Origin of the sequence: Mesorhizobium sp. LNHC221B00, from assembly GCF_000502935.1 — a bacterium.
GTDB lineage: Bacteria > Pseudomonadota > Alphaproteobacteria > Rhizobiales > Rhizobiaceae > Mesorhizobium > Mesorhizobium opportunistum.
Genome location: NZ_AYWR01000015.1, coordinates 71,955 through 98,825, shown reverse-complemented (window position 1 = coordinate 98,825; position 26,871 = coordinate 71,955). Strand labels below are relative to the sequence as shown.

Genomic DNA, 26,871 nt, shown 5'->3' with positions numbered 1-26,871 from the left:
TTACCTGCAGCGAAGCGCTGCTGGAGAACCGGTACCGGAGGTTGGGCAATGAACGACAAGGCTGGTGCAACGCCGCGGACGATCGGCCTCGAACGGATCGATCTCATGGACCGCTACTGGCGTGCCGCGAACTACATCTCGGTCGGCCAGATCTACCTGCTCGACAATCCGCTGTTGCGCGAACCCTTGAAGGCCGAGCACGTCAAGCCGCGGCTGCTTGGCCATTGGGGCACGACGCCGGGCCTGAATTTTCTCTACGTGCATCTGAACCGCGTTATCCGCGAACGCGAACTCGATGTCCTGTTCATCTGCGGTCCGGGCCATGGCGGTCCCGCGATGGTCGCCAACACCTGGCTCGAGGGCACCTACAGCGAAATCTATCCTGATATCGGGCAGGGCGAAGACGGCCTGAGGAAACTGTTCCGGCAGTTTTCCTTCCCCGGCGGCGTGCCAAGCCACGCCGCGCCCGAAACGCCCGGCTCCATCCATGAGGGCGGCGAACTCGGATATGCGTTGGTCCATGCCTTTGGTGCGGCCTTCGACAACCCGGATCTGGTGGTTGCCTGCGTCGTTGGCGACGGCGAAGCCGAGACCGGNAAGATCGCCAATCCAACAATCCTTGGCCGCATGAACGACCAGGAGTTGCGAAACCTTTTCGCCGGCTATGGCTACGAACCATTCTTCGTCGAAGGCCACGAGCCGCATGCCATGCACCAATCCATGGCCGGGACGCTCGACACGGTGCTCGATCGCATCCGGTCCGTTCAGGAACAGGCCCGGTCTCCGGGATGGCGTGGCGGGCGTCCGCTGTGGCCGATGATCGTGCTGCGCAGCCCCAAGGGCTGGACCGGACCAAAGGAGGTCGATGGCGAGAAGGTCGAAGGCTTCTGGCGTGCGCATCAAGTGCCGGTGTCGAACGCGCGGGGAAATGAGGAACACCGCAAGATACTCGAAACCTGGATGCGAAGCTATGAGCCGGAGAAACTGTTCGACAAAAACGGACACCTTCTGCCGGAACTCGCTGCGCTGGCTCCGACTGGATCAAAGCGCATGGGCGCGAGCCCATACGCGAATGGCGGGCTGTTGAAGCGCGACCTTGTGCTTCCGGACTGGAAAAGCCTGGCGCTGGAAGTGCCCCGGCCGGGAGGGGTCGTTGCCGAAGCGACGCGGATTTGTGGAAGCTACCTTCGCGATGTGTTCCGCCTTAACGCCAAAGCGCAAAACTTCCGGCTGATGGGACCGGATGAGACATCGTCCAATCGCCTCGACGATGTGTTCGAAGTCACGGATCGGGTCTGGATGGAGGGCATCGAGCCCTACGACGTCCATCTTTCCCGCGACGGCCGCGTCATGGAAGTGCTGAGCGAGCATCTCTGCCAGGGCTGGCTCGAAGGTTATCTGCTCACCGGCCGTCACGGCCTGTTCTCGTGCTACGAGGCCTTCATCCATATCGTCGATTCCATGGTCAACCAGCATGCCAAATGGCTGAAGACCTCCGGCGAACTCGCCTGGCGCAAGCCGATCGCCTCGCTCAACTATCTCTTGACCTCTCATGTCTGGCGACAGGACCACAATGGCTTCAGTCATCAGGATCCGGGTTTTGCCGACCTGGTCGCCAACAAGAAGGCCGATACGGTCAGGCTCTACTTCCCACCGGATGCCAACACCCTGCTGTGGATTACCGACCATTGCCTGAGGACCTATAACCGCATCAACGTCATCACCGCCGGCAAGCAGCCGGCGCCGCAGTGGCTGTCCGTCGAGGAAGCCGAGGCCCATTGCAAGGCGGGCGCGGGCATCTGGGAATGGGCTGGCACCGCGGTGAAGGGCGAGGAGCCGGACGTGGTCATGGCCTGCGCCGGAGACGTGCCGACGCTGGAAACGCTGGCCGCGACGGACATTCTGCGCTCCGCGATCCCCGACCTGAAAATCCGCGTCGTCAACGTCGTCGACCTGATGACGTTGCAGTCGAACACCGAGCATCCGCACGGTCTCGCCGACCAGGCGTTCGACGCGTTGTTCACGAAAACACAGCCGGTCATTTTCGCCTATCACGGCTATCCCTACCTCATTCATCGCCTGACCTATCGCCGCGCCAACCATGACAACATGCATGTGCACGGCTTCCGCGAGGAGGGCACCACGACGACGCCGTTCGACATGGTGGTGCTCAACGAACTCGATCGCTACCACCTCGCGCTTGCCGCCATCGAGCGCGTGCCGGGGCTGGCCGAAAGGACCGAAGGCCTTGTCGGCGAGCTCCACGACCGGCTGGTGAAGCACAAGGCCTATGTCCGCGAGCATGGCGAAGACATGCCCGAAATCCAGAAATGGAGCTGGCCCGCGAACGCGGCAAAGGTCCCTCAATGATGCGCCAATCGATCCTGGCATTGAATGCCGGCTCGTCCAGTATCAAGTTCGCGCTTTACGATCTTGTCTCGTCGCAAGATCTACAACTCGTTTCGCGCGGCACGCTGGATCTGGGCGACGTACCCACACTGCGCGCGACAGCGGCCGACGGAACTGCTCTGTGCGACCGGCAACTCGCCGCCGACAAGCCGCGTGACACAGCCATAGGCGAGATGCTGAATTGGGTGCGGGGCGAACTTGGTGCAAGAAAACTTATCTGCGCCGGCCATCGCATCGTGCATGGCGGGAGCGAGTTCATCGAACCCGTCCGGTTGACCCCAGCCATCATCGAGGCCATCGATAGGCTGACGCCGCTCGCTCCGCTGCACCAGCCCCGCAGCCTCGCGCCGGTCCGCGCCATAGCCGCCTTGCAACCGGACCTGCCACAGGTCGGGTGTTTCGACACTGCCTTCCATCGGACGATCGAGCCGCTCGTGCGGAGCTTTGCGCTTCCCCGCGAATATGAAGGAGAGGGCCTGCGCCGCTACGGTTTTCACGGCCTTTCCTACGAATATATCGCCGGGCGCCTCGGCGAGATATCGCCATCTCTCGTGGCGAAACGCACCATCGTCGCCCATCTCGGCAACGGGGCGAGCCTTTGCGCCCTGCGCGGGGGCAAAAGCGTCGATACCACGATGGGGTTTTCCGCCCTCGACGGCCTTGTCATGGGTACGCGCTGCGGCGCCATCGATCCCGGCGCGCTGTTGTATCTCTTGTTGGAAAGAGGCATCGCGGCGGACGAATTGCAGACGATGCTCTACGAGCGATCCGGACTGCTCGGTGTATCCGGTATTTCGGGCGACATGCGGACGCTGGAAGCGAGCGATGACCCTCGCGCCCATGAGGCGATGGAGCTTTTCGCCTTCCGCGCCGCGAGGGAGGCCGCAGCGCTCGCAAACACGATGGGTGGGCTCGAATGCCTGGTGTTCACCGCCGGCATCGGTGAAAGGTCATCGTCCATCCGCAAGGCGATATGCGGGAAATTGACGTGGCTTGGCGTGGCGCTTGACCAACATGCCAATGACGCCCACGCCGAGATCATCAGTTGTCCAGACAGCAAGGTGGAAATCCGTGTGGTTGCGACCGACGAAGAAAAAATCATTGCGCGTCATAGCCGCGTGGCGATGCAAGCCTGAAGGAAATGCGATCCAGTTCCGGCCCGAGCAGGAGAAGGCCGCCAACTCCTGTCGACGCTAATATTGCGCCTAACGCCGACGGTGCATCTGACAGCCAGGGGAACCAGTTGGGCCGTACCGCGTCATAGAAGCAGGTTGGTTGCAGCCAAGGAAAGTGACATCGATGATCAGGCTCCTTCTTGTCGTCGCCGCGGCGCTCGCCCTTGCATGCGGTGCGACGGACGCAGCCAAGCTGGACCCGAACGCCGTCAACCAGGCCCAATTCGCCGCCGGCGAGCCGAAAGGCGTCGATCCTACCGTTCTAAGGGCGCAGATCCTTTTGGATCGCGCCCGTTTCTCGCCGGGCCTGATCGATGGCCGCTTGTCGGAGAACTTCGCCAAGGCGGTCGGTGCCTATCAGACTGCGAACGGTCTCCAGGCCGACGGCAAGCTCACACGCGAGACCTGGGACAAGCTGGTAGCAGCCTCCGCCCATCCGGCCTTGATTGCCTACGAACTGGCGCCCAAGGATGTGCGCGGACCTTTCACCAAGCGTATTCCGGCTCGCATGGAGAAGATGGCCCGTCTAAGGCGGCTCGGCTATCGCAACGCGATTGAGAGGCTGGCTGAGCGCTTCCATGTCAGCGAAAAATTGCTGAAAATGCTCAATCCAGGCGCCACCTTCCGGAAGGCAGGCACGATGTTGATGGTGCCCGATGTTGGCCGAGGCGATCCTCCAGCCGCCATTGCCGGCGTCGAGGTCGACAAGGGCGCTCGCGTGGTGCGCGTGCTCGATGCATCCGGCAAATGGCTCGCCGTCTACCCCGCCTCGATCGGTAGCGACGAGAAGCCGGCGCCGAGCGGTACGGCAGAGGTCAAGCGCGTGGTACACAACCCCACCTATCACTACGATCCGAAGTTCGCTTTCAAGGGCATCAAGACCAAACGGCCCTTCACTATCGCAGCCGGGCCGAACAATCCGGTGGGATCGGTCTGGATCGACCTCTCCATCGAAAGCTATGGCATTCATGGCACGCCCGAACCCGGCAAGATCGGCACGACCTTCTCGCACGGCTGTATCCGGCTGACCAACTGGGATGCCGAAGACCTCGCCTCCGTGGTGCAAGAAGGCACCACGGTCAACTTCAAGGACGAGATGGCGGACGTCGGCAACGAGCCGCCGCAGTAGCACATCAGGCCGAAAGCGGTGTCCGTGATGGCGGCCGCCAAAACTTCCTGTCGTTGGAGGCTGCCCCTCGAATGGCCCGGGTGAATCTGGCACGGCGGGACGAAACTCGTTTTGGGAAACGTTTGTGGGACAGGCAACGCTCAAAGCCGGCGCCCCGACATTGGTGCCGTAGAGCAAAAGACCCTTCGGCAGCGGCGATACCGCGCACGACGCCCAAGGAGACCGGAAATGTCTGCCAACGCCTATATCAACCGGATCGCGACAGCGATCCCGGAGCATGAAGTTCATCAATTCTATCTGCGGTTTGCGGCTTCGATGCTTGCTGCCAATCGCAGGAGGATCTTTGAACGCATGGCCGGCCTTGCCGGCATCGAAAGCCGCTATTCCTGCTTTGCGCCTGCCATCGACCCCGAAGGAGCGTATGTCGACCGTGCCGGAACCTTTGTCCGCGGCGCATTCCCCGGAACGGCCGCGAGAATGGCGATGTTTTGTGAAGCCGCTCCTGTACTGGCAAAAAAAGGCGTCGACGGATTGCAGCTTGGCGACGAAGCGTCGCGCATCACCCATCTGATCGTCACCACCTGCACCGGGTTTTCCGCGCCAGGTATCGACCTGGACCTGGTTCTGAGCTGCGGCCTGTCGGACAGGGTCGAGCGCACGATGATCGGCTTCATGGGCTGCTACGCTGCGATAAATGGCCTCAAGCTGGCCCGCCACATCGTTCGCTCCGACCCGCAATCGAGAGTCTTGCTGGTCAATATCGAGCTCTGCACCTTGCATCTCAATGAAACCACCGAACTGGAAAAGCTGCTGTCCTTCTGTCTTTGGGGCGACGGCTGCGCGGCCGCGCTCGTCACCGCCGAACCGCCCGGCATCAAGCTCGACAGTTTCCACTGCGTTGTCGCGGACGAGCGACGGGACCTGATGAGATGGGACATTCGCGATCGTGGCTTCGACATGGTTCTTTCTGGCCAGGTTCCTGCGGCGATCCACGACGCGTTGTTGAGCAACCAGGACGCCTTCCTCGGCGGTCGGCCGACCGAAGCGATCGATCTGTGGGCCGTTCACCCCGGCGGGCGCTCTATCCTCGACGCTGTTGAAAGGGCGCTGAACCTCACGCCGGCCGCGCTCAAGCCGTCGCGTGAGGTGTTGCGCCGATACGGAAACATGTCGTCGGCCACCGTTATGTTCGCGCTGCAAGAGATGCTGAAGGCGGCGCCGGGCCTGCTCGGTTGCGGCATGTCGTTCGGACCCGGCCTGACGGCTGAAACCATGCTCTTTCGAACAGTATCATGAGCGAACTGCACCAACGTCGCCTTGTCCCGGAAATCCTGGACGGATTGGCGGCCGACGATCCGCGTGCGCTCGCCTCGCGCCGCGATCTCCGCTGCATCAACGCGCTGATGTTCCAGGCGCGGATCATGGCGTCATTGCTGCGGAAATTCGTGCCGAAGCCGCCACGGCGCATTCTGGAGATAGGTGCGGGCGACGGTACCTTCATGCTGGCGGTGGCGCGGCACATGGCCAGGCATTGGCCCGAGGTGGAATTGACAATGCTCGATCGCGCCGGTCTCCTCACCGCTGAGCTCTCCGCCGATTTCGGCAGGCTGGGGTGGACCATCGAAGGCATCACCGCCGACGTGTTCGACTGGGCGGAAGGTGCCGGGGGCAAGCGGTTCGACGCGATCACCGTCAATCTGTTCCTGCATCACTTCGACGATGCCGGTCTGGTGCGTCTGTTTTCCCTGCTGGCGCCGAAGGCGCCGCTGCTGTTTGTGACGGAACCGCTGAGATCGATGCCGGCGCTGGCAGCGGCTCGCCTTCTGCCGGCGATCGGCGTCAATGACGTGACCCGACATGATGCGGCCCAGAGCGTGCGTGCCGGCTTTCGCGGCAGCGAACTGTCCGCTCTCTGGCTCGCGGCCGGTCGCAAGCCGCTCGAGGAACGGCGCGCCGGTCTTTTTTCCCATGTCTTCGTCGGGTCAGCGACAATGCCGGTTTTGAGTTGAACCCGTGAGCAACCTATCGACCCATGATGCGATCGTCATCGGCGCCGGCCCGGCGGGCACTTCCGCCGCACTCACACTGGCCCGACATGGGTGGTCCGTGGCGATCGTGGAAAAGAGCGCGTTCCCGCGCCGCAAGGTCTGTGGCGAATACATTTCGGCGAGCAATCTCGTGCTTCTCGATCGATTGGAGATCGGCGATGCCTGGCGCGCTGATGCTGGCCCCGAAATCCGCCGCGTAGGCTTCTTTTCCGGCGAGACCTGCGTCGAGGCGCCGATGCCGGACGCAAAATATGGTCCTGCAAAAGAAGGTTTCGGCCGCGCGCTGGGCCGTGACGTTCTCGACGCGCTGCTGTTGCAGGCGGTGCGATCGGCGGGCGTCGAAATCTTCCAGCCTTGCCGGGCCGTCGCCATGGATCGGGATGGGGACACGCAAAGGGTGCGCATTCAGGCGAGGGGCGAGAATTCGGGCGACGAGACGAGGATCTTGCGGGCGCCGGTGATTGTCGCGGCGCATGGTTCCTGGGAACCGGGACCGCTGCCAAGCCAGCTCGAAAAGACCAGTCATCCGTCGGACCTGCTCGGCTTCAAGGCGCACTTCACCGGCTCGACGCTCGCGCCCGATCTGATGCCTCTGCTGGCGTTTCCCGGCGGCTATGGCGGCATGGTCTTGGCCGATCATGGCCGGCTGTCGATCTCGTGCTGCGTAAGGCGCGAGATGCTCGCGCGACTGCGCGGGAAACATGGCTCCGGACATGATGGCGTCGCAAGCCCTGTGTCGGCCGCTGACTTGGTCTTCCATCATCTCATGGCTTCTTGCCGGGGCGTCAGCGATGCTCTGGATGGAGCCCGCCTCGATGGGCGATGGCTTGCAGCCGGCCCCATTCGTCCCGGTATCCGGGCCTGTTATGAAAAGGATATCTTCCGCGTCGGCAATGCTGCCGGGGAGTCTCATCCGATCATCGCCGAAGGCATCTCGATGGCGCTTCAGTCTGGTTGGCTGCTAGCCAGGGAACTTGCTGGCGCGCCAAGCGGCCGGGCAGGGCGCGAAGCTGCCGGCAGGCGCTATCAAGCGGCCTGGCGAGGATTGTTTTCGACGCGCGTCCACGCTGCCGCGGCTATCGCCCGAATAGCGCTCGGCCCCGGCGGTCCCGCATTGATGGCTGCGGCTGTCCGGAATTTCCCGCAAACACTGACACTTGGCGCGTATATGAGCGGCAAGACGAGGCCGATTCCCGGTCTTGCATGACCGGCGCTATCTGATGGCGATCTGGAACAGATGCAAACCGCCACCGGCAAGTGCATTCGGCAGATCCTCAAGATCTTCCGGTGTGCGCATGTCTGAATGGGCCGGGATATAGAACCGCGTTATGCGGTCTCCGCATGATGGCGTCGGCCCGTCAGCGACGAGCAGTCTGTCCCGGTTCTCCCTTCCGCGCCTTCTCAGGGACGAGTTTTCCGGCATTGGCGCGAAGTCCCCGGACGAATTCCTCGATGTAAGGCAGGAATTCGAACAGCAGAATGATGACAAGCATCGTCACGATGTAGGTGACGGGCAGAGGTTCCGATTTCCAGACAAGATTGAATCGTGCCGGCTCTGATCCCAAGCCGAAGAGTGCGAGGAATTGACCCCAGTGCAGGGAGATCACGATGATGATGCCCATCAGCGGGATCATCTCCAGAAAGCTGTGAACGTGCTGCTCGACCGGCGTCACGGTTCGTGCCGTCGTGGCGTAGCGCACATCCCACATGGCCGTGGCTTCGTGGACGAGGAATGCCACAAGCATGCCGGCGATGATCAAGGCGTTGATATCGAGGAACATGGCCGCCAATAGCGGAATGCCGACCTCAACGAACATCAGGAGATGAATAAGAGATTCCTTGGCGCCAGTCGTCGTCTCGATATGCGAGGCGCGATGACATAGCCAATCTGCGAACCCGGCCAGGAGCCAGAGCGGCAGGATGAAGTACATCAAAATAAGGACAGTCGGATCGGTCAGCATCTCAGTCCCCGGTGGCTGGGCGGAGCGCTCGCGCCACTGTTCAATTGGTTAGATCAGGGGAAACCCCGACCATGCCGAGCGGTAAAGAACGACGGTGTTTTGCCCGCTTCGACGAGACTTCAACGGTGCGGTGCCGGGCAGGTTCCGGACTCGTCGCGAGGAGATCACGATCGGCGATCGCCTCCTGGCACTGAAACGAGAGTCCCACGGTCCTCCGCAGGGCGATCCGTGGGATTGGTGGTTTCGTTGCGATATTGCCAGGCGGGCTGGCCTTCACCATCTAGCCATGATGTCGATGTTCAAATCGAAAACACCCGGCCCATCCTCGCTTCAGCAGGATCTCTTTGGTGCTGTCGACGATCTGCCGGAAGGTTTTCGCTACCAGCCCGGATTGATCACACCACGGGAAGAAACCGAACTCGCCAGGCAACTGGGCGCTTTGCCTTTCCAGGCGTTCGATTTCCATGGCCATTTGGCCAACCGGCGGGTCGTCGGTTTTGGCTTGCGTTACGACTATGATCGGCGCGAGGTCGTGCAGGCGCCAGCAATACCTGACTTTCTGTTGCCTCTGCGCGAAAAGGTTGCAGCCCTTGCGCGACGGCCGGCCGAAGCCTTCGCACAGGTGCTGATCAACGAGTATCGGCCTGGCGCCGGCATCGGCTGGCACCGTGACAAGCCTCATTTCGAGGACGTGGCGGGTGTCTCGCTGCTGGCGCCCTGCAGCTTCCGGCTCCGGCGAAAGAACGGCACCAAATGGGATCGCCGGACCATCGTCGTCGAGCCAAGGTCGGCCTATCTGATGACCGGACCCTCGCGCACGGAATGGGAGCACAGCATTCCGCCGGTTGACCTGCATCGATACTCGATCACCTTGCGGACTTTGCGGTCTCAAAATTCTTGAATCGCATGCGCTCCTGCTGAGCTTTGAGATCGCCTTGAGATGCCATCACGAGTTCTTGAGCGCAAACTGTTCCGGGAACCTCCCAACCACAAGTTGGTTTGGAAGACAGGTCCAACTTTCACAGGTGGAGAATGTCCGTGGCCCGTGCGCAATCCAAGTTGGTGGTCTCCCGGCGTCCGCTTCACAAGACACCGGTGGCGGTGGCCAATGCGTGTTTCATCGGCACGTTGCTGACCGACGTAACCTATTGGCAAAGCGCGGAAGTGATGTGGGCCGATTTTTCCGCCTGGCTACTCTTCGCCGGCCTGGTCGTGGGCGTGCTCGCGGTTCTGCTGGCGCTTGTCGATTTGTTCATCGGTCGGCTTTCCGGTGCGGCAAGGTCTGCGTGGCCCTCGCTTCTCGGCAATCTCGTCGTGCTCGTCATATCGTTCTTCAATGCACTGGTGCACAGCCGTGATGCCTGGACCTCGGTCGTGCCGACAGGGCTCACCCTGTCAGTCGCGGCGGTGATCGTCCTGCTCCTCCTCTGTCTGCTGGAATGGAGTTTCGGCCGCAATCGCGTGGAGGTGGTCGAATGAGCGCCATGATGTTTTCCAGCCGATATATCCAGCGCGCGGCTGGTCTCGGTCTGCTGTGCGGTTCGCTCCTCACACTGCCGGCGTGCAGCAATGATGAGCCGGACCCAGGCGATCAGGTCGGAGCGAACCCGACACTGCCAGAACTGACTCAGTATCTTGTTCCGCCGATGCACGTCGCTTCGGTCGTCGGATGGAAACAGGATGAGACGCCGACAGTCGCCAAGGGCCTGCAAATCAAGGCCTTCGCGAAAGGACTGAAGCACCCGCGCTCGCTCTACACTTTGCCGAACGGCGACATTCTCGTGGTCGAGTCCGTGGCGCCGCCCGGTGCTGCGATCAAGCGTCCGAAAGACCTGGTCATGGGCTGGATCGAGTCCATGGCGACCTCGGGCGGAGGAACTGAGGGAAGCAACCGGATCACCTTGCTGCGCGACACGAACGGCGATGGCATGCCCGATGTCCAGGACATATTCCTCGATCATCTCAATTCGCCCTTCGGCGTGGCCCTGGTCGGCAACGATCTCTACGTCGCCAACACCGATGCCATCGTGCGCTACCCCTACACCACCGGCGATACCAAGATCACCGCGCCCGGCACCATACTAACACCGTTGCCCGGGGGGCCGATCGATCACCACTGGACCAAGTCGCTCGTCGCCAGTCCTGACGGGTCGCTGCTTTATGTCGGCATCGGCTCCAACAGCAACATCACCGAGAACGGCATCCAGGCCGAGAAGGACCGGGCCGCGATCTGGGAGGTCGACCGGGCCACCGGGCGCTATCGCATTTTCGCGAGCGGGCTGCGCAATCCCAACGGGCTGAGCTGGGAGCCGCGGAGCGGGGCGCTGTGGGCAGTCATCAACGAACGCGACGAGCTCGGCCCCAATCTGGTTCCCGATTACATGACATCGGTCAAGGATGGTGCCTTCTATGGCTGGCCGTACAGCTATTATGGCCAGCATGTCGATCCGCGCGTGATGCCGCGGCGGCCGGACCTGGTGGCGAAAGCCATCCCTCCGGACTATGCCCTGAGTTCCCACGTCGCACCTTTGGGTCTGGTGTTCTACACCGGAACCAACCTGCCGGACTCCTATCGCAACGGCGCCTTTGTCGGCGAGCATGGCAGCTGGAACCGCAAGCACTTCAATGGCTACAAAGTCGTCTTCGTAGCGTTCAAGGACGGTCATCCGGAAGGCAAGCCGCAAGACGTCGTCACCGGTTTTCTCGAGAACGACAACAAGGCGCATGGGCGGCCGGTCGGAGTTGCCGTCGACAAGGCGGGTGCGTTGTTGATAGCGGACGATGTCGGAAACACGGTCTGGCGCGTGACGTCCGCATCCCCATAGATATTTCCGCAACAATGCCGAGTGATTGGGTAGCTCTCGCAGCAGTCAAGGACGTTCAAATGCAACTGACAGCCTTCGCCCTCAATTGCTCTCTCAAGGCCTCCGCCGACAAGGAGAAATCCTCCACCGACCGCCTGCTTGCCGATCTTCTGGCGGCGTTGGTGCCGCATGGGGTCAAGGGCGAGATCGTGCGTTCGCTCGATCACGACATCAAGCCGGGCGTGCTTTCAGACATGGGCAAGGGCGACGACTGGCCAAAACTCAGACAGAAGATTCTGGCAGCCGATATTTTCGTGATTGGGTTGCCGATCTGGCTCGGTCAGCCCTCGAGCGTTGCCAAGCGCGTGGTGGAGCGCATGGACGCGTTCTTGGACGAAACCGATGATCGGGGGCGCATGCCGGCAGCCGGAAAGGTAGCTCTGGTGGCCATTGTCGGCAATGAGGATGGGGCGCATCACTGCCATGCCGCATGCTTTCAAGCCTTGAACGATGTCGGCTTCACCATTCCCGCCAATAGCGGAATCTACTGGGTCGGCGAGGCCATGGGCGATGTCAACTATGTCGACCTGCCCGAAACGCCGGAAAAGGTTGCCGCCGCGATCGAAATGGCTGCTTCCAACGCTGCCCATCTCGCCAGCTTGTTGAAAGGCGAAGCCTATCCTGGCGTCTTGCGGTGAAGGTCGGTTTGCGGTGGGGTTTTCGCACTCGGTGTCCCAAGCGCCTGAATGCTCCAGCCGAAGGCCACGCCGGTTCGCCTTTCATCGGTAATTGCCCGTAATCGCCGGATGGCAATAACGCAGCCCGTCGTGCCGCGGGCAAGACGGGCTGCGGGGTATCCTGCTAGGTCAGAATGAGCACGATCTTGTACGTATCCGGGTCGACGATCACGATCCGGCCGTCGGCGAGTACGAAATACTCATATGACTCATAAGCCGGGACAATCTTGACGATGCGAGCCGGCAAGCGATGCAGCCTGACCTTGTGACGCGGCACCTCGATGCCCACCGAAACGTCGAAGTCGACATTGGCTACGGGCTCGACCTTCGTTTCTTTGATCACCTGGGTGATCTGGGTTTTCTGTTCGACCGTCACATTGTTGATCGAAGCGGTTGAAGTCTTATCCTGCGTAGAGGTCTTGCCCTGGGCCTGCTGGTCCGTGGTAGTGCCGGCGTTGCCCTGGGCCTGCTCATCGGTCTGGACCTTGGCCTTGCCCTGGGCCTGCTGGTCCGTGGTGGCGCCGGCCTTGCCCTGAGCCTGCTCATCGGTCTTCATCTTGGTCTTGCCCTGGGCCTGCTGGTCCGTGGTGGCGCCGGCCTTGCCCTGGGCCTGCTCATCGGTCTTCATCTTCGCCTTGCCCTGGGCCTGCTCATCTGTCTTCGTTCCGGTCTTGCAGTTAGCCGCCCCGGCAGCGCAGTTTGTATCTGCTCCCTGCTGGCTTTCCGACTGTTGTTGAGCCATTGCCGTTCCACAGCCAAGCCCGATCGCCAGCATGCTGGTGATGAGAACATGTTTCATAGGAAAATCTCCCTGAAAAAATCGTCCCTTCACCGGATAAAACTTCACAAAAAAGGGTTGGTTCCGGGATAAAACCGAGGGATTGCCAAAAGTCATCGGCACCATCAAATTTAAATGACCGGGCCTTGGTGCGATGGGACGCTGATGTTTTCGCCAAATCAGGAGGAAGGAGATGGCTCATCTCCAACGCGAAAACGACGAGGAGTTCGAATGCAGCGGGACCGACGTCGAGCCGCGAATTGAGGTCGTCGAAGCGTGTGGCGAATGGTTCGTCCGTGTGGTCGGAGACGACAAACAGGACAGCCGTCAGTTCGAGCTCGAAGCCACTGCCCTTGCCTATGCAGAGGGCCAGCGCAGGCGGTTGAAACTTGCGACCATCGTACGCCTTTAGCAGGCCGGTTCCACATATGCGTGAGCTTGGAAGGACATGACGATACGTCCCGCACGTTGCCAGTCAGTGGATAGCATGCGCAGCACTGCGACTTGAAGCGCTCACCTGGGTTCGTTGTTCATGCTCAGATACGTAGGATCGAACTCGGCAAGCTCTGCAAGCTGATCCCAATCCAGAATGGTGACTGTGTGGTTCACCCAGCTGATGACCTTGGTCTTTTTCAGGGATCCGATCACCCGGTTCATATGCACAACCGAAAGCCCCAGCACATCGGCCATCTCCGCTTGCGAAAGGGGCAGGTTGAAGCTCATGCCGCTGGTACGCTTGACCACCTGCAGGCGAACGAAGAGTTCGCATATGAGATGGGCGAGATGCGAAGTCTTTGAGCGCCTGCCCATTGCCACGATCCATTCGCGGTGAATAGCGCCATCGACCAGTGTGTCGAGCCACAGCAACCGAGCCAGGTGCGGAGCCTGCTCGGTGATTGCCTTCAATTTGCTGTGGTCCGCGAACATGACACGGCAAGGCGAAAGTGCGACGATGCCGTGGTCCATCTTCCGGAGCAGGAAGGCATGGAGGTCGACGAAGTCGCCAGGCACTTGCAAGGAAGTGAACTGCCGGCCACCATCCTCGAGCACTTTGTAGCGTGCCGCCAGGCCGTCGAGCAGCATGGTGCTGTAGGCTGGCCGCGATCCTGTCGAGACGAGATCCTGGCCCTTTTCAAAATCTCGTCCAAAAGCGACCGTCTCGGCGAGCAGAGCCTTCTCTTCGTTGGATAGATCGTCATGCTGACTAAGTTGCAGATAAAGTGGTTCCAGCATGGCGGCCTCGGGGCGATCGAAGTGGGAAGCCGATCGCCTGTGTGTCGGGAAGCCGAACCCTAGGCCTTCGGAAGATGACGAACGCTATCATTTGACAGGCTGCGCCAGTTTTCGCGCAAACGCCAGTGCGCACGGGGAACCATTCGCACGTCGACGGATTTAGAACGCTGAGGCTTTCAGCGTGACATGATGAAACGCTACTATTTCGATCTCTATAATGGCGATGGCCTGGTCTCGGACGAGAACGGGCAGCTGTTTGAATCCCCAGAGCAGGCAAGAGCGGAAGCAATTCGCATCTTGCATGACATTGCTCGCGATGAAATGCCGGATCGCGATCTCGTCAAGATAACCCTTAAGATGCGCGACAAGGGTGGGACGCAGGTACTCGAGGCGTCTCTTACCCTCAACGCCGCCTGGACCGCCTGACAGCGTCATCAATGCATGGGCTCGCGGCAGCATCGAATCTTGTGGCGGGCTGTTATCGAAAAACTTGGTACGAAATAACCAACCGGGTTCATCCCATATCCACATACGCCTTGCCCGGGATCGCAGCACCGACAGCAAGCCTCCACACGGCGATGGAGGAACAAAAAATACCGTTCGGGATTGGAACCTGTGGATTGGAGGATCGGATCCATGGACAGCAGGGAAGAGCGCATCAAACGGCGGGCCTACGAAATCTGGGAACGCGAAGGCCGGCCCACCGGACGTGAGCAGGAACACTGGGACCAGGCTGTGCAGGAGATAGAAGCGGAGGACCCGGAGACCGAACGCGGTCCGGTCGAGGCCGATCCGACAGTCGACGACGGCTCAAAAAGCTCGAAGGCGTAAAATCACGCCATCGTCATTATCCCGGCAACCAAAGTCGGGCAGCCTTGTTTGTCCATTATCAGCCGAGGAGATTGCCATGAGGAGTCCTCTGTCATTTCTGGTGTTGGCCGCCGCCCTTGCGCTCGGCGCATGCGACAACAACACCGAACCGATGAAAGCCAACACCGACACCGTCAACAAGAACCCGCAGGTCGACCAGGACGCCAGGCCCAAGTCCACGACTGGCGGCGACCAGCCGGCGACAGTGCCGAACCAATGAACTCCATCTCGTATTGCGATACCCCTCTGCTGCGCATCGCGTATCTCAGCGGTGGACCGAAGGACGGTGCTCCAGTCGTTCTGCTGCATGGCTGGCCCGACGACGCGACCACTTATGCGCGCATTTCGCCGGCCCTTCATGAGGCCGGCTTTCGGACATTTTCGCCCTGGCTGCGAGGCTGTGGATCGACATCGTTTCTGTCGAAGGAAACCATGCGCTCGGGCGAGATCACGGCGATGGCGCAGGATGTGCTGGACTTCGCCGATGCGCTCGGCCTCAGCCGCTTTGCAATTGTCGGCCACGATTGGGGCGCCCGTATCGCCTACCTGCTGGCGTCGGTTTTCCCGGACCGCATCAAATGCTGCGCCGCGTTGTCGCTCGGCTGGCAACCGGGCAAGCTGGTGACGCCATCGCCCGAACAAGCGAAAGCATTCTGGTATCAGTGGTTCATGGCGACGAAGCGCGGCGCCGAGTTCGTGCGAAAGAACCACAAGGAATTCGCCAGATTCCAGTGGGATACCTGGAGCCCATTGGGCTGGTTCGACGATGCCATCTTCGATGAAGTGGCTAAATCCTTCGAAAACCCGGATTGGGCTGAAGTCACGCTGCATTCCTATCGGGTCCGGTGGGAAGAAGCCGAGCCCGATCCTCGCTATGCCGAACNATTGGGCTGAAGTCACGCTGCATTCCTATCGGGTCCGGTGGGAAGAAGCCGAGCCCGATCCTCGCTATGCCGAACTCGCCCGCCAGGCGACATCGGTCAAGATCATCACCGTGCCAACCCTGACGCTTCATGGCGGCGATGACCGCGTGGTGTTGCCTCGATCTTCCGAGGGGTTGGAGGGGCATTTCACCGCGTCCTACAAGCGGTTGGTGCTGGATGCCGTCGGGCATTTCCCCATGCGTGAAGCTCCGCAAGAGGTTTCGCGGCTGTTGGCGAATTTCCTCGACGGCCACGGCAAGCGATAGGCACCGCCGCCGCTCAGCCTTTCTTGGCGGAGCGGAACCTCACTCCACCGGCGTGCATTTCGTTTTCACGGATCGCGAAACCGGAACGTCATCCCGCCATCAATCCGCCCGTTATCAACCGGTAGTCAGGAGAATTCAGATGCAAGCTTCGGGTGCAATTTCAGGACGCCATGCTGATTCAACACACCATGCTGGCCAATTGGCCATAGAGCCGTTTGCCGGAACGGTGACGGTGCGATTTTCCGACGCCATAGTCGCTGCGACGGAACGGGCGAAAGTGCTGCGGGAAGAAGGACATGAGCCCGTGTTCTATATCCCTTTCGAGGACATCTATTTCGACCTGTTCGAAAAGACGAATACGACAAGCGAGAGCCCGCCTAAGGGAACTGCAAGTTATTGGCGCGTCCATGCCGTGGGCAGCTCGGCCGACGATTTCATGTGGGCATACGAAACGCCGGATACCGCCGCGCGGGCCATTGCGCGTCATGGCACGTTCGATCCGCAAAAGGCACGGATCGATGTCGAACCCGCGGAGGACAAGCGGCACACGCCCCATGTCACGGAATAAATGCCGCGGACACCTGAAGTTTGGGCGAGGCGACACCGGAACCACTGCTAAGGCCTCGAGAACTCCTCATCGAGGATGCGCAGGGCCTCTTCATATTTGGCAGCCGGTGCCCCAACCTGCCGCGACTGCCAGATATTGTCCTCCAGATCGGCGCGCTTCACCGGCAGCGCCAACGGGTTCGAGGCAGCTCGCCGCACGAAGGCGAAATAATCCTCGCCGTCCCTGCGCGACATGGCATCGACAGCAGAAGCAATGGTCGGGCCAAAGCCAGCCTCTTCCAGCCTGGTCCGGCTCCAGCCCTCGCCCTTTTCCACGACGTCATGAAGATAGGCGACGACCTTCTGGTCCATCGTTTCGACAGCGTCGACGACACGCCGGCAGTGTTCGATATAGGGCTGCCCGGTCTTGTCACTCTGCGATGCATGGACCTCTTCCGCAATCTTGGCGGCACGGTAGAAAATGCTCATCTTGCCTGTCCCGGCCGCTCGCGGGCATGTCCAGCGACAGCGGCATTGCAACTCAGTTTCAAATTGGTTGCCGAGATTGTTGTTCCAGGGGAGAGCCGATTTTCTTTAGAGTGCAGTTCCACCTCCACTGCGTCCTTACCATCGTTCCTCGGCATCGTGGTGCGGCAGGTCTATTCCACAGCAGACCCAGCCAAGTCGCTGCCTCGACCCATAGTTGTAGCGCGGCTCCAGTCGAGCTGGATCGTCGAACGTCCCGACATGCAGTGCGATCTCGCCAGGCGATGCATCATAGGCGAGGCTGAGCGGAGATCCGCAGGCGGAGCAAAACCCCCGCCGGGCAATCGGTGAAGACCAGCGATAGGTTGGCGCCTCATTGATCCAGCTCACGCTTTGAGAAGGCACCCAGGCCAGAACCGCGAAAGCACTGCCGGTCGCCCGCCGACACATATCACAATGGCAGTAATGCACTCTCGGTTCGCTTCCAACGCAAAAGCGAATCGTGCCGCACAGACATCCTCCGCTTAGCTCCATCTTGGCGTCCCGCCTGATTTACTGCCTCCCAACGTGTCGCGTGGTCTCATGCGAGCATCTCCATCCGTCTCAGCGGAAACGCCAGTCATTTGCGCCGGTTCCTGTGCCGTCTCAGGAACCAGTCGCGGCGCGTGGCGTTGCGTTTCTTGCTGGCAATGGGAGAGGTGTCGTGGACACATACTACTGCCTCTTGGAGGCGCGCTGATGTCGATGCCGGGCCTGGCATACGGTTCTCTTGGCGACAGATGCATGCATATCTGCGTGGACATGCAGCGGCTGTTTGCCGAGCCGTCTCAATGGGCAACACCCTGGATCACCCGGGTTCTCCCGCAGATCGAGAGGCTGGTCGAAAGACGCGCGCCACAGACGGTCTTTACGCGGTTCCTGCCCGCCCGTAAGCCGGGGCAGGGCGTCGGTACCTGGAGGCGCTATTACGAGCGCTGGGCTTCGATGACGATCGAGTCCATCGGGCCCGAAATGACTGAACTGTTGCCGACATTGGCCGGTTATTGCCCGCCGGCGACAATCATCGACAAGCACATCTACTCGCCCTGGTTCGAAGGGCGCCTCAGGGCCCTTCTGGTGGAGCGCGACATCGACACGCTGGTTATCACGGGTGGCGAAACAGATGTGTGCGTTCTGGCCACTGTTTTGGGGGCCATCGATTTCGGCTATCGCGTCGTCCTCGTCACGGACGCGCTATGCAGTTCTTCAGACGCAACTCATGACGCGCTGCTGACCGTCTATCACCAACGCTTCGCGCAGCAGGTCGAGACGATCGAGATGGAGACGCTTCTCTCCAGCTGGATTTGAAAGCCGGGTTTGAGGCTCAAGCATCCAGATCGATCAAGGCAACGCCCAGTCCGGGGCGCTTGCTGCGGCGCAGATGGCCGGGCGCTTCCACCAACGTGACTTCAAGCGTCGGCCGAACGATGCCGTCAAGCAAATGTCCACCACGGGTGGTGCCGTCGCTCAATCCGAGCACCGCATGAACGTGGAGGCTGGGCTTGCCGTCGTCGCCAAGCGCAACATCGCCGATCGCGCTCAACACTTCGCATTGTTCGTCGATCGGAATCTTGCGGTAGGTTTTTGCATCCGGATCAAACCAGCCCACCGTGGCTCTTTCGAAAGCGCCGATCGCGGTCAGGGAAGCGCCGTCGACTTTCCGGTCAGCCGCGAAATCCGTAAGCGCCGTGAATGCTTCCTCGCCGGGGTCGAGCACGATGACAAATGTCCGTTGGCCACTGATTTCGTTGACGAGCCGTGATTTCATGGTTGTTCTCCGGACATCAGTCTGCTCCCCCTTCAATGAGCGTGGTGTTCGGCGTTCCGCTTGCGGGTTGCCGCAGCCTTCTTCGCCGATTCCGATCGGCTTGCGGCGGACCGCGACGCCGACGCCTTGCCGCCGGTCCTGCCGCCCTTATGTGCTGCCGGGTTGCCCGTATGCTTGCCGCGGCCGGAGCCGCCTTCCTTCTTGCCGCCGCCATCGTCCTTGTTGACGGTCGCCCACGCACGCCGCTCGGCTTCCTTTTCGGAAACCCCGCGCTTCTCATACCCTTCGGCTATGTGGTCGGCCTTGCGCTCCTGCTTGTCGGTGTATTTCGATTTCTCGCCGCGTGGCATGACGGTTTCTCCTGTCTGATGGGATTAAGCCTGAACGAAAAGACGGTGGGTGAGTTCCCGCGCCGGGGACATTTAAGCCGGCATTATGAGGCCTGATGCGGCACGACAGAAAATCAGTCACAGCCACGTGAGGAGGGAACTTTGTGCTCTACGGGTGGTTTGGTGCGCTTGAGACCCAGCCAGCCCGGAGCCAGCCATGTCCGACGCCAAGACTTCCAATGGCCTGAGCAGACGCATGTTCATGACAGCCTCTGTTTCGGCGGCAGCGGCGATGCCGCTCGCGACCTCCCCGACAAGAGCAGCCCAGCCAGCGTCCGCAAAACCGGCGGAGTCCCGCGACCTGTCGGCGGTTTCCATGCGTATCAACAAACAGGCCTACAACCTCGCCCTCGACAATCGTACGAGCCTGCTAGACGCTCTTCGCGATCATGTCGGCCTGACCGGCACCAAGAAAGGCTGTGATCACGGCCAGTGCGGCGCCTGCACCGTTCTGGTCGACGGAAAACGGGTGCTCTCCTGTCTGAGCTTCGCCGTGACGAACCACGGCCGCGAGATCACCACGGTGGAAGGCCTGGCTTCGACGGATGGAGAACTCCATCCGGTGCAGCAGGCCTTTGTCGACCATGACGCCTTTCAGTGCGGATACTGCACACCGGGTCAGATCATGTCCGCCATCGGCTGCATCGACGAGGGTCATGCCGGGTCGGAAGATGATATTCGCGAATATATGAGCGGCAATCTCTGCCGCTGCGCTGCCTACCCAAACATCGTTGCGGCGATCGTCCAGGCGCGCGACGAGATCAGGAGGGCCTAGGATGCACCCCTTCGTTTATGAAAGACCAAGCAGCGTCTCCGCGGCGGTCACCATGGCGTCCCGTCGCGATGCACGACACATCCCGCCGACCGAAGCCGACGCGCAGTTTATTGCCGGCGGCACCAACCTGGCCGACTACATGAAGCTTGGGGTTGCGCGGCCAGAGCGATTGCTTGACCTCAACACGCTTGCCGAGCCGGCCTTGCGGCAGGTCAGGATCGGCAATGACGCCATCCGTTTTGGGGCGTTGGTCCGGATGGGGGAAGCTGCCGACAACAAAGACGTCAGGCGTCGTTGCCCGCTCCTTGCCGACAGCCTGAAGCTGGCCGCCAGCGGCCAGCTTCGTAATATGGCGAGCCTTGCCGGCAATGTGCTGCAACGCACGCGCTGTGAGTATTTCCGCGAGACGTCATGGTCATGCAACAAGCGTGAACCCGGCTCCGGCTGTGCCGCGATGGAAGGGTTCAACCGCCAGCATGCCGTTCTCGGCACCAGTGATGCGTGCATCGCCACCTACCATGGCGATTTCGCACAGGCGCTGATAGCGCTCGATGCTTCTGTCGAGATCGAAGGCGAGCGAGGCAACCGTACCCTTGCCTTTGCCAAGCTGCATCGGCCGCCGGGCGAGACGCCCAACATCGAGACGGATCTTGCCGCCGACGAACTCATCACTGCCATCGAAGTACCGCTCGCACCGTGGAGCAGCCGGTCGCGCTATCTGAAGATACGCGATCGCGAATCCTACGCGTTCGCGCTGGCATCGGCCGCGGTCGCCCTCGACATGGATGGCGACACGGTAAGAGGCGCGCGCGTCGCACTCGGCGGTGTCGCGACCGTGCCGTGGCGTGCAAGCGCGGCGGAAAATGCGCTGCAAGGCAAGGTGCTCGATGAAGCGGCGGCGCAGAAGGCTGCCGACGCTGCTTTCGCCGACGCCAGGCCGCGAGAACACAACGCTTTCAAGATACCGCTCGGCAAGCGCACGCTGGTGCGAACGCTGCTCGAAACCCGGGACATGAAGGTCTGAGCCATGAACCAAGCTGCACCCGCTCCCAAGGAAAATCAGGGCGATCCGGTTGTCCGTATCGACGCCCGTCTGAAGGTTACCGGACAGGCAAGCTATCCGGCCGACATCGCCACGGCCAACGTCGCTTATGGCGCGCTTGCCACCAGCACCGTCGCCCGGGGCAAGGTTTCCGCGCTCCACACGAAAGACGCCAGGGCGGTGCCCGGTGTGCTGGACATCGTCAGCTACGGCGACATGGACAAGACCGAGACGCCGAAGTTCGGCAACACCGGCGCGAGTTCGATCGGGCCTTTGCACGACAAGACGATTTTCCACGACGGCCAAATCATCGCTCTGGTCGTTGCCGAGACATTCGAGGCGGCCGAGGAAGCAGCGATGTTGATCCGCGCCGACTATGAGGACGAACCGCCCAGCGCCAGCTTCGATTCGAAGGGCACGAAGATGGAGCCTGCGGCAGGCAAAAACCCGATGTTCAAGGAAGATGCCAAGGCCGGCGACTTCGACGCCGCCTGGGCAAATGCGGCTGTGAAGATCGACCAGAAATACTCGACACCGACCCAGCACCACAACCCGATCGAACTGTTTTCGACCACGGCCATGTGGCAGGGCGACCAACTGACCATACACGAGCCCTCCCAGAACGTGACCGGCTGGAAGATGGAGCTGGCGCGCCAACTGAAGCTCGATCCGGCCAATGTGCGGATCATCAGTCCCTATATAGGCGGGGCCTTCGGCTCGAAGGGACCGATGACGGCGCGCACGGCGATCGTTGCCATTGCCGCGCAGCGGATCGGCCGTCCCGTCCGCTGCGTCGTCAGCCGCATGCAAGCCTTCGGCACACAGACCTATCGCGCCGAGACGCGGCATCGAATCCGCATCGGCGCCGGCAAGGACGGCCGCATCACGGCGTTCGGACATGAGGGCTGGGAGGTGACGTCACGCCCTGACCCTTATGTCGTCGGCGGCACATCCGCCACCGCCCGCATGTACGACTACGGCTCCGTCCTGACGCAGGTTTCATTGGTCCACGCCGACCGCAATACGCCTGGATACATGCGGTCGCCGCCGGAGACGCCTTACGTTTATGCGCTCGAGAATGCCATGGACGAAATGGCCGTTGCGCTCGCCATGGATCCCGTCGAGTTCCGCCGCATCAACGAGCCGCAGAAGGAACCGATCGGCGGCAAGCCATTTTCCAGCCGTTCGCTCATCAAGTGCTACGATCAGGCTGCGGAGGCCTTCGGCTGGGCGAAACGCGAGCCCAAGACCGGCTCGATGCGTGACGGCGACTGGCTGGTCGGCATGGGCTGCGCGACGGCGATCTATCCGACAGCCGCCGCACCCTGCGCGGCCAGGGTTCGTCTCACCGCCGATGGCGAGGTTCGGGTCCAGTGCGGCTCGCATGAAATCGGCACCGGCGTTCGCACCGTCGCCGGCCAGATGGCGGCCGAAAGGCTGGGGGTCGGCATGGACAAGATCAGCGTCGAGATGGGCGACAGTGCCTTGCCGCCGGCTCCCGTGTCAGGCGGATCGATTTCGACGGCCAGTGTCTGCTCGGCGGTCATGAAGGCTTGCGATGCCGTTCGCGAGAAACTGTTCACGGCGGCAGCTGGCAAGGATGGGCCTCTGGCCGGCTCAGGCAACGCGAAGCTGGATATGGCCGATGGAAAGATCGTCGCCGAAACCGGCAAATCGGCGAAGCTCGCCGATGTCTTCAAGGCCATGCAGGTCGGCGCCATCGAGGAATATGCCGAGTTTGCACCTAAGGGCGCCTCACCGGAGGCATTGAACAAGCTCTATGCCGGACAGCCGGAATTCCATGGAGGAGAAGGCGATGAGGATTCGGTGAAATATGCCTTCGGCGCCGAATTCGTCGAAGTGCGCATCAACCGCCATACCCATGAAATCAGAGTGCCCCGCATCGTCGGTGCCTTCGCCGCCGGGCGGATCATGAACACGCGCACCGCGCGCAGCCAGCTGATGGGCGGCATGATCTGGGGCATCGGCCAGGCCCTGCACGAGGCAACGGAGATCGACCAACGCACCGCGCGCTACGTCAACCGCGACCTGCAGGACTATCTGGTGCCGGTCAACGCCGACATCAAGCAGGTCGACGTGATCCTGGTCCCGGAAGTCGACCATGAAGTCAATCCTGCCGGCGTCAAGGGATTGGGCGAGCTCGGCAATGTTGGAACGGCTGCCGCCGTGGCAAGTGCGGTCTACCATGCCACGGGCAAGCGTATCCGCGATCTGCCGATCAGGATCGAACATCTGATCGTCTGACGCATACCATTTGGCGCGCCGTTCTTCTGCTGCGGTGACGGGCGTGTCACTGCGGCGCATGGCGTCGAACCTGCGCGCGGCTCTCCCCGTCGACAGTCTTTCCCTTTGGGGTTTTTGCGCTCTTTCAGGACGCGTGGTCGACGCCAGGCTCTCCGTCGATGGCATCCCAGGCCGTCGGAAAGGGGTTGCGGTTTGCCCCCGAAAATCAGGAACTCCTCCCGTGCCGGTACGTTGACCAGACAAGCCGGGACCCGATCCCGGCCTTTGCAGGCGGCGGGCAACCCGCCACTGAAATTTTCAACTCGAGTACAATGAAAGGCAAGGCCATGGGCTTCTTTTCGAAGGACATCAAGACACTCGACGATCTCTTCGTGCACACGCTGCGCGACATCTACTACGCCGAAAAGCAGATTGAGAAAGCGCTGCCGAAGATGATCGACAAGGCAACCGATCCGCAGTTGAAAGCCGGATTCGAAAAACACCTCGACCAGACAAGAGGCCATGTCGAGCGTGTCGAACAAGTGTTCGAATTGCATGGCGTCAAGGCCAAGGAGGTCAACTGCCCGGCTATCGACGGCATTATCGAGGAAGCCGACGATGTCAGTGGCGACGTCGACGACAAGGAAGTCCTCGATGCGGCGCTGATTGCATCGGCACAGGCCGTCGAGCACTACGAGATGACACGCTATGGCACGCTCATCGCCTGGGCAAAGCAACTCGGCCGCACTGACTGCGCCAACGTGCTGGCCAAGAACCTCAAGGAAGAACAGGCGACCGACCGCAAGCTCACCGAAATGGCGGAAAGCAAGATCAACTTGCAGGCGGCGGAATAAGGCTGCTCCTGTCGACTGGCCGGCAGATGCGCCGGCCAGCCGACAGTTGAGCAATCTCAACGAGACGGATCGACACCCAGGGCCGCCGATTGCTTGCGCAAAGCCTCGCGTTCATCCTGCTGCACATGTCGGCCTGCCGTGGTTTCCGCGTAGATGCGGTACGCCACATAAGCTAGCGCCACTGTGAAAAGCAGACGGGCCATTCATCCTGCTCCTTGCTCATACGTTTCGCTTCAACCAGCCTCAGTAACCCCCGACCACCGGCAAAATCTCGCCGGTGATGTAGCTGGAGCATTGCGGCGAAGCGAGGAAGACATAGGCCGGCGCGAGTTCTTCCGGTTGCGCCGGCCGTTTCATTGGCGTGTCCGCGCCGAATTTGGAGACATCTTCCGCCTCTTTGTCCGAGGGATTAAGCGGCGTCCACACCGGACCCGGTGCTACCGCGTTCACCCTTATGCCCTTGCCGATGAGATTGCCTGAAAGCGCCCTTGTGAAGGCATGGATGCCGCCCTTGGTCATCGAATAGTCGACCAGCTGTTTTGAGCCGTCGATGCCGGTTACCGATCCGGTGTTGATGATCGCCGAACCGGGCTTCATGTGCGGCACGGCTTCCTGTGCCATATGAAAATAGCCATAGAGATTTGTCTTCAGCGTCGTGTCGAAATGTTCCTCGGTCAGCTCGCCGAAATCGCTGGAGTGGATTTGGAAAGCTGCATTGTTGACCAGCACATCGATGCGGCCAAATTCCTTCACGATCTGGGCCACCGCGTTGCGGCAGTGATCGCGATCGCTGACGTCGGCCTTGACCAGAACGCAGCGTCCGCCTTCCTTCTCCACTGCGGATTTGGTCTCTTTTGCATCCTTGTCCTCGGCCAGATAGACGATCGCGACGTCGGCGCCCTCGCGGGCGAACAACACCGCCACCGAACGGCCAATGCCGGAATCACCGCCCGTGATGAGCGCTACTTTGCCGTCGAGTTTTTTCGATCCGAGATAGTACGGCGCATCGTACAGCGGCGCCGGCTCTATCGCCCATTCATGTCCCGGTTTCGGCTGGTGCTGTTCGGGGAAGGGCGGCTCGGGATATTCGCGGGCGCCAGCCTGCATGGCCCCTTGCTGCTTGCCATTGCCTTTCGACTTGTCCTTGGCATCGATGCCACGTTGGATATGGCGCTGCTTTGCCGCTTCGCCGGCTATTTCCGACTTCATCTGCATCATGGTCTCCTTGGCTAGCTTGGAGAAGAAACAACGCATAGCGGACGAAAAGGTTTATGGCTGACGTATCATTCCTTCAAACACCTCGGCGTTTGCAACCCGATGGCCTTGGGGTGTCTGCACTCAGGCCGCTGGCTGCATCGCCGCCCTCAGCAGCATGCCGAACAGGTCGCGCGGTTCGTCGGGGTCGGCGAGCAGGTCAAGCTCCTCGTAGAGGCCGGTCGCCTGTAGCTGGTCGCGCACATAGCGCAGCGCCGAAAAATCCTCGATGGCGAAGCCGACCGAATCGAACAGCGTGATCTGCTTGGCATCGCGGCGGCCTTGGGTCCTGGCGGCGATCACCTGCCAGAGCTCGGTCACCGGATGGTCAGGATCAAGCTGCTGTATTTCGCCCTCGATACGCGTCTGCGGCGGGAATTCGACGAAAATCTCGGAGCGCAGCAGGATGTCCCTGTGCAGTTCCGTCTTGCCGGGGCAGTCGCCGCCGACGGCGTTGATGTGGACGCCGGAGCCGACCATGTTGTCGGTGAGAATGGTGGCGCATTGCTTGTCGGCGGTAACCGTCGTGATGATGCCGGCACCTTCAACCGCTTCCTGCCCGGTCTCGCAGATGGTGATGTCGAACCCCATGCCGGCAAGGTTCTTCGCGCATTTCAGCGAAGCCGACCGGTCGATGTCGTAGAGCCTCAGCCGGTCGATGCCCGCCAGCGCCTTGAAGGCAATCGCCTGGAATTCCGACTGGGCGCCGTTGCCGATGATGGCCATGGTGCGGGTGCCCCGCGGCGCCAGATACTTGGCCGCGACGGCGGATGTGGCGGCGGTGCGCAGTGCGGTCAGAATGGTCATCTCGGTGAGCAGCATCGGGTAACCGCTGCCGACATCGGCGAGCACGCCGAAGGCGGTGACGGTCTGCAAACCCTGGCGCATGTTCTTCGGATGGCCGTTGACATATTTGAAGCCGTAAAGGCGTCCGTCGCTCGTCGGCATCAGCTCGATGACGCCGTCATGGCTGTGCGAGGCGATGCGCGGCGTCTTGTCGAACAGGTCCCAGCGGCGGAAGTCCTCCTCGATGTAGCCGGCGAGTTCGGTCAGAAAGCGCTCGACGCCGATGGCATTCACCAGTTTCATCATGCGGTCGACGCTGACGAAGGGGACGATGTTCAGCTTTGCGGCGGTCATG

At 61.2% G+C, this 26,871-nt stretch carries 30 protein-coding genes; 21 read left to right on the top strand and 9 right to left on the bottom strand.

The window, feature by feature from the left end; all coding sequences use genetic code 11:
- Positions 1-48 precede the first annotated feature (48 nt).
- From X741_RS146925 to X741_RS146950, 6 genes are all read left to right on the top strand, one after another.
- Positions 49-2,370, top strand: a complete 2,322-nt coding sequence (locus X741_RS146925) for a phosphoketolase family protein (RefSeq protein ID WP_023779021.1) — start codon at positions 49-51, stop codon at positions 2,368-2,370.
- A complete protein-coding gene (locus X741_RS146930; protein WP_031250239.1) occupies positions 2,367-3,545 on the top strand; it encodes an acetate/propionate family kinase in 1,179 nt (392 codons plus the stop codon). The genes X741_RS146925 and X741_RS146930 overlap by 4 nt, the downstream gene beginning before the upstream one ends.
- 163 nt (positions 3,546-3,708) lie before the next feature.
- The gene (locus tag X741_RS146935) at positions 3,709-4,713 is read left to right on the top strand and encodes a L,D-transpeptidase (RefSeq protein ID WP_023779019.1); all 1,005 of its coding nucleotides are present in this window, start codon (positions 3,709-3,711) and stop codon (positions 4,711-4,713) included.
- Between the two features lie 228 nt (positions 4,714-4,941).
- A complete protein-coding gene (locus tag X741_RS146940; RefSeq protein ID WP_023779018.1) occupies positions 4,942-6,009 on the top strand; it encodes a type III polyketide synthase in 1,068 nt (355 codons plus the stop codon).
- The gene (locus X741_RS146945) at positions 6,006-6,722 is read left to right on the top strand and encodes a methyltransferase domain-containing protein (protein WP_023779017.1); all 717 of its coding nucleotides are present in this window, start codon (positions 6,006-6,008) and stop codon (positions 6,720-6,722) included. The genes X741_RS146940 and X741_RS146945 overlap by 4 nt, the downstream gene beginning before the upstream one ends.
- Positions 6,723-6,726: 4 nt before the next feature.
- The gene (locus tag X741_RS146950) at positions 6,727-7,968 is read left to right on the top strand and encodes an NAD(P)/FAD-dependent oxidoreductase (protein ID WP_023779016.1); all 1,242 of its coding nucleotides are present in this window, start codon (positions 6,727-6,729) and stop codon (positions 7,966-7,968) included.
- Between the two features lie 151 nt (positions 7,969-8,119).
- Here X741_RS146950 and X741_RS146955 read toward each other — a convergent pair whose 3' ends face one another.
- The gene (locus X741_RS146955; protein ID WP_023779015.1) at positions 8,120-8,722 is read right to left on the bottom strand and encodes a hypothetical protein; all 603 of its coding nucleotides are present in this window, start codon (positions 8,720-8,722) and stop codon (positions 8,120-8,122) included.
- A gap of 289 nt (positions 8,723-9,011) precedes the next feature.
- Here X741_RS146955 and X741_RS146960 point away from each other — a divergent pair, with 289 nt between their 5' ends.
- The 4 genes from X741_RS146960 (at position 9,012) to X741_RS146975 (ending at position 12,224) form a co-directional block, all read left to right on the top strand.
- Complete coding sequence (locus X741_RS146960) at positions 9,012-9,623, top strand: alpha-ketoglutarate-dependent dioxygenase AlkB (RefSeq protein ID WP_051410490.1); 612 nt, start codon at positions 9,012-9,014, stop codon at positions 9,621-9,623.
- Positions 9,624-9,754: 131 nt separating this feature from the next.
- Positions 9,755-10,201, top strand: a complete 447-nt coding sequence (locus X741_RS146965; protein ID WP_023779013.1) for a DUF2231 domain-containing protein — start codon at positions 9,755-9,757, stop codon at positions 10,199-10,201.
- Positions 10,198-11,547: a sorbosone dehydrogenase family protein gene (locus tag X741_RS146970; RefSeq protein WP_031250238.1), complete on the top strand. Its 1,350-nt coding sequence runs from the start codon at positions 10,198-10,200 to the stop codon at positions 11,545-11,547. The genes X741_RS146965 and X741_RS146970 overlap by 4 nt, the downstream gene beginning before the upstream one ends.
- A 59-nt stretch (positions 11,548-11,606) precedes the next feature.
- Positions 11,607-12,224, top strand: a complete 618-nt coding sequence (locus X741_RS146975; protein ID WP_023779011.1) for an NAD(P)H-dependent oxidoreductase — start codon at positions 11,607-11,609, stop codon at positions 12,222-12,224.
- Between the two features lie 163 nt (positions 12,225-12,387).
- On the opposite strand, the gene X741_RS146980 is transcribed toward X741_RS146975, so the two are convergent.
- A complete protein-coding gene (locus X741_RS146980) occupies positions 12,388-13,062 on the bottom strand; it encodes a DUF1236 domain-containing protein (RefSeq protein ID WP_023779010.1) in 675 nt (224 codons plus the stop codon).
- A gap of 172 nt (positions 13,063-13,234) precedes the next feature.
- Here X741_RS146980 and X741_RS01000000166980 point away from each other — a divergent pair, with 172 nt between their 5' ends.
- A complete protein-coding gene (locus X741_RS01000000166980) occupies positions 13,235-13,453 on the top strand; it encodes a hypothetical protein (RefSeq protein WP_032928045.1) in 219 nt (72 codons plus the stop codon).
- A 101-nt stretch (positions 13,454-13,554) separates the two neighbouring features.
- Here the strand turns inward: X741_RS01000000166980 and X741_RS146985 are convergent, their stop codons facing one another.
- The gene (locus X741_RS146985; protein ID WP_023779008.1) at positions 13,555-14,274 is read right to left on the bottom strand and encodes a Crp/Fnr family transcriptional regulator; all 720 of its coding nucleotides are present in this window, start codon (positions 14,272-14,274) and stop codon (positions 13,555-13,557) included.
- A gap of 186 nt (positions 14,275-14,460) precedes the next feature.
- Here X741_RS146985 and X741_RS146990 point away from each other — a divergent pair, with 186 nt between their 5' ends.
- The 5 genes from X741_RS146990 (at position 14,461) to X741_RS147005 (ending at position 16,901) form a co-directional block, all read left to right on the top strand.
- The gene (locus tag X741_RS146990) at positions 14,461-14,700 is read left to right on the top strand and encodes a hypothetical protein (RefSeq protein ID WP_023766246.1); all 240 of its coding nucleotides are present in this window, start codon (positions 14,461-14,463) and stop codon (positions 14,698-14,700) included.
- A gap of 210 nt (positions 14,701-14,910) precedes the next feature.
- Complete coding sequence (locus X741_RS146995; protein WP_023779006.1) at positions 14,911-15,105, top strand: DUF2934 domain-containing protein; 195 nt, start codon at positions 14,911-14,913, stop codon at positions 15,103-15,105.
- Between the two features lie 76 nt (positions 15,106-15,181).
- Positions 15,182-15,364 (top strand): hypothetical protein, encoded by a 183-nt coding sequence (locus X741_RS147000; protein ID WP_023779005.1) that lies wholly within the window; start codon positions 15,182-15,184, stop codon positions 15,362-15,364.
- Complete coding sequence (locus tag X741_RS01000000166975; RefSeq protein WP_245272749.1) at positions 15,361-16,038, top strand: alpha/beta hydrolase; 678 nt, start codon at positions 15,361-15,363, stop codon at positions 16,036-16,038. Before X741_RS147000 ends, X741_RS01000000166975 begins: the two co-directional genes overlap by 4 nt.
- A gap of 434 nt (positions 16,039-16,472) precedes the next feature.
- Positions 16,473-16,901: a DUF427 domain-containing protein gene (locus X741_RS147005; RefSeq protein WP_023779004.1), complete on the top strand. Its 429-nt coding sequence runs from the start codon at positions 16,473-16,475 to the stop codon at positions 16,899-16,901.
- Between the two features lie 47 nt (positions 16,902-16,948).
- On the opposite strand, the gene X741_RS147010 is transcribed toward X741_RS147005, so the two are convergent.
- The gene (locus X741_RS147010) at positions 16,949-17,368 is read right to left on the bottom strand and encodes an HD domain-containing protein (protein WP_023766241.1); all 420 of its coding nucleotides are present in this window, start codon (positions 17,366-17,368) and stop codon (positions 16,949-16,951) included.
- A 735-nt stretch (positions 17,369-18,103) separates the two neighbouring features.
- Between X741_RS147010 and X741_RS147015 the strand changes: the two genes are divergently transcribed.
- Positions 18,104-18,712: an isochorismatase family cysteine hydrolase gene (locus tag X741_RS147015; protein ID WP_023779003.1), complete on the top strand. Its 609-nt coding sequence runs from the start codon at positions 18,104-18,106 to the stop codon at positions 18,710-18,712.
- Positions 18,713-18,728: 16 nt separating this feature from the next.
- Here X741_RS147015 and X741_RS147020 read toward each other — a convergent pair whose 3' ends face one another.
- Both X741_RS147020 and X741_RS147025 read right to left on the bottom strand, forming a co-directional pair.
- On the bottom strand, positions 18,729-19,172 hold the full coding sequence (locus X741_RS147020; protein WP_023779002.1) for a PPC domain-containing DNA-binding protein: 444 nt from the start codon (positions 19,170-19,172) through the stop codon (positions 18,729-18,731).
- A 32-nt stretch (positions 19,173-19,204) separates the two neighbouring features.
- Positions 19,205-19,522 (bottom strand): hypothetical protein, encoded by a 318-nt coding sequence (locus X741_RS147025; protein ID WP_013894164.1) that lies wholly within the window; start codon positions 19,520-19,522, stop codon positions 19,205-19,207.
- A 196-nt stretch (positions 19,523-19,718) separates the two neighbouring features.
- On the opposite strand from X741_RS147025, the gene X741_RS147030 reads away from it, so the two are divergent.
- From X741_RS147030 to X741_RS147045, 4 genes are all read left to right on the top strand, one after another.
- Entirely contained in the window at positions 19,719-20,336 is a 618-nt protein-coding gene (locus X741_RS147030; protein ID WP_023779001.1) for a (2Fe-2S)-binding protein, read from the top strand.
- Between the two features lies 1 nt (position 20,337).
- Entirely contained in the window at positions 20,338-21,360 is a 1,023-nt protein-coding gene (locus tag X741_RS147035) for a xanthine dehydrogenase family protein subunit M (RefSeq protein WP_023779000.1), read from the top strand.
- 3 nt (positions 21,361-21,363) lie between these two features.
- The gene (locus tag X741_RS147040; RefSeq protein ID WP_023778999.1) at positions 21,364-23,643 is read left to right on the top strand and encodes a xanthine dehydrogenase family protein molybdopterin-binding subunit; all 2,280 of its coding nucleotides are present in this window, start codon (positions 21,364-21,366) and stop codon (positions 23,641-23,643) included.
- 326 nt (positions 23,644-23,969) lie between these two features.
- A complete protein-coding gene (locus X741_RS147045; protein ID WP_023778998.1) occupies positions 23,970-24,476 on the top strand; it encodes a ferritin-like domain-containing protein in 507 nt (168 codons plus the stop codon).
- 56 nt (positions 24,477-24,532) lie between these two features.
- Here X741_RS147045 and X741_RS1000000168795 read toward each other — a convergent pair whose 3' ends face one another.
- From X741_RS1000000168795 to X741_RS147055, 3 genes are all read right to left on the bottom strand, one after another.
- Positions 24,533-24,679, bottom strand: a complete 147-nt coding sequence (locus X741_RS1000000168795; protein WP_084018751.1) for a hypothetical protein — start codon at positions 24,677-24,679, stop codon at positions 24,533-24,535.
- Between the two features lie 40 nt (positions 24,680-24,719).
- Complete coding sequence (locus tag X741_RS147050) at positions 24,720-25,691, bottom strand: SDR family oxidoreductase (RefSeq protein WP_023778997.1); 972 nt, start codon at positions 25,689-25,691, stop codon at positions 24,720-24,722.
- A 123-nt stretch (positions 25,692-25,814) separates the two neighbouring features.
- Positions 25,815-26,870 (bottom strand): ornithine cyclodeaminase, encoded by a 1,056-nt coding sequence (locus X741_RS147055; RefSeq protein ID WP_023778996.1) that lies wholly within the window; start codon positions 26,868-26,870, stop codon positions 25,815-25,817.
- Position 26,871 lies beyond the last annotated feature (1 nt).

Excerpts from the sequence above, each read along its gene's own strand:
- X741_RS146940 (WP_023779018.1), top strand. The coding sequence starts at position 4,942 with ATGTCTGCCAACGCCTATATCAACCGGATCGCGACAGCGATCCCGGAG.
- X741_RS146985 (WP_023779008.1), bottom strand. The coding sequence starts at position 14,274 with ATGCTGGAACCACTTTATCTGCAACTTAGTCAGCATGACGATCTATCC.
- X741_RS147005 (WP_023779004.1), top strand. The coding sequence starts at position 16,473 with ATGCAAGCTTCGGGTGCAATTTCAGGACGCCATGCTGATTCAACACAC.
- X741_RS147035 (WP_023779000.1), top strand. The coding sequence starts at position 20,338 with ATGCACCCCTTCGTTTATGAAAGACCAAGCAGCGTCTCCGCGGCGGTC.
- X741_RS147025 (WP_013894164.1), bottom strand. The coding sequence starts at position 19,522 with ATGCCACGCGGCGAGAAATCGAAATACACCGACAAGCAGGAGCGCAAG.
- X741_RS1000000168795 (WP_084018751.1), bottom strand. The coding sequence starts at position 24,679 with ATGGCCCGTCTGCTTTTCACAGTGGCGCTAGCTTATGTGGCGTACCGC.
- X741_RS146960 (WP_051410490.1), top strand. The coding sequence starts at position 9,012 with ATGTCGATGTTCAAATCGAAAACACCCGGCCCATCCTCGCTTCAGCAG.
- X741_RS146930 (WP_031250239.1), top strand. The coding sequence starts at position 2,367 with ATGATGCGCCAATCGATCCTGGCATTGAATGCCGGCTCGTCCAGTATC.
- X741_RS147045 (WP_023778998.1), top strand. The coding sequence starts at position 23,970 with ATGGGCTTCTTTTCGAAGGACATCAAGACACTCGACGATCTCTTCGTG.
- X741_RS146945 (WP_023779017.1), top strand. The coding sequence starts at position 6,006 with ATGAGCGAACTGCACCAACGTCGCCTTGTCCCGGAAATCCTGGACGGA.
- X741_RS146965 (WP_023779013.1), top strand. The coding sequence starts at position 9,755 with ATGTCCGTGGCCCGTGCGCAATCCAAGTTGGTGGTCTCCCGGCGTCCG.
- X741_RS147000 (WP_023779005.1), top strand. The coding sequence starts at position 15,182 with ATGAGGAGTCCTCTGTCATTTCTGGTGTTGGCCGCCGCCCTTGCGCTC.
- X741_RS147030 (WP_023779001.1), top strand. The coding sequence starts at position 19,719 with ATGTCCGACGCCAAGACTTCCAATGGCCTGAGCAGACGCATGTTCATG.
- X741_RS146975 (WP_023779011.1), top strand. The coding sequence starts at position 11,607 with ATGCAACTGACAGCCTTCGCCCTCAATTGCTCTCTCAAGGCCTCCGCC.
- X741_RS146980 (WP_023779010.1), bottom strand. The coding sequence starts at position 13,062 with ATGAAACATGTTCTCATCACCAGCATGCTGGCGATCGGGCTTGGCTGT.
- X741_RS146995 (WP_023779006.1), top strand. The coding sequence starts at position 14,911 with ATGGACAGCAGGGAAGAGCGCATCAAACGGCGGGCCTACGAAATCTGG.
- X741_RS147015 (WP_023779003.1), top strand. The coding sequence starts at position 18,104 with ATGTCGATGCCGGGCCTGGCATACGGTTCTCTTGGCGACAGATGCATG.
- X741_RS146970 (WP_031250238.1), top strand. The coding sequence starts at position 10,198 with ATGAGCGCCATGATGTTTTCCAGCCGATATATCCAGCGCGCGGCTGGT.
- X741_RS147040 (WP_023778999.1), top strand. The coding sequence starts at position 21,364 with ATGAACCAAGCTGCACCCGCTCCCAAGGAAAATCAGGGCGATCCGGTT.
- X741_RS146990 (WP_023766246.1), top strand. The coding sequence starts at position 14,461 with ATGATGAAACGCTACTATTTCGATCTCTATAATGGCGATGGCCTGGTC.
- X741_RS147050 (WP_023778997.1), bottom strand. The coding sequence starts at position 25,691 with ATGCAGATGAAGTCGGAAATAGCCGGCGAAGCGGCAAAGCAGCGCCAT.
- X741_RS147020 (WP_023779002.1), bottom strand. The coding sequence starts at position 19,172 with ATGAAATCACGGCTCGTCAACGAAATCAGTGGCCAACGGACATTTGTC.
- X741_RS146935 (WP_023779019.1), top strand. The coding sequence starts at position 3,709 with ATGATCAGGCTCCTTCTTGTCGTCGCCGCGGCGCTCGCCCTTGCATGC.
- X741_RS146955 (WP_023779015.1), bottom strand. The coding sequence starts at position 8,722 with ATGCTGACCGATCCGACTGTCCTTATTTTGATGTACTTCATCCTGCCG.
- X741_RS147010 (WP_023766241.1), bottom strand. The coding sequence starts at position 17,368 with ATGAGCATTTTCTACCGTGCCGCCAAGATTGCGGAAGAGGTCCATGCA.
- X741_RS147055 (WP_023778996.1), bottom strand. The coding sequence starts at position 26,870 with ATGACCGCCGCAAAGCTGAACATCGTCCCCTTCGTCAGCGTCGACCGC.
- X741_RS01000000166980 (WP_032928045.1), top strand. The coding sequence starts at position 13,235 with ATGGCTCATCTCCAACGCGAAAACGACGAGGAGTTCGAATGCAGCGGG.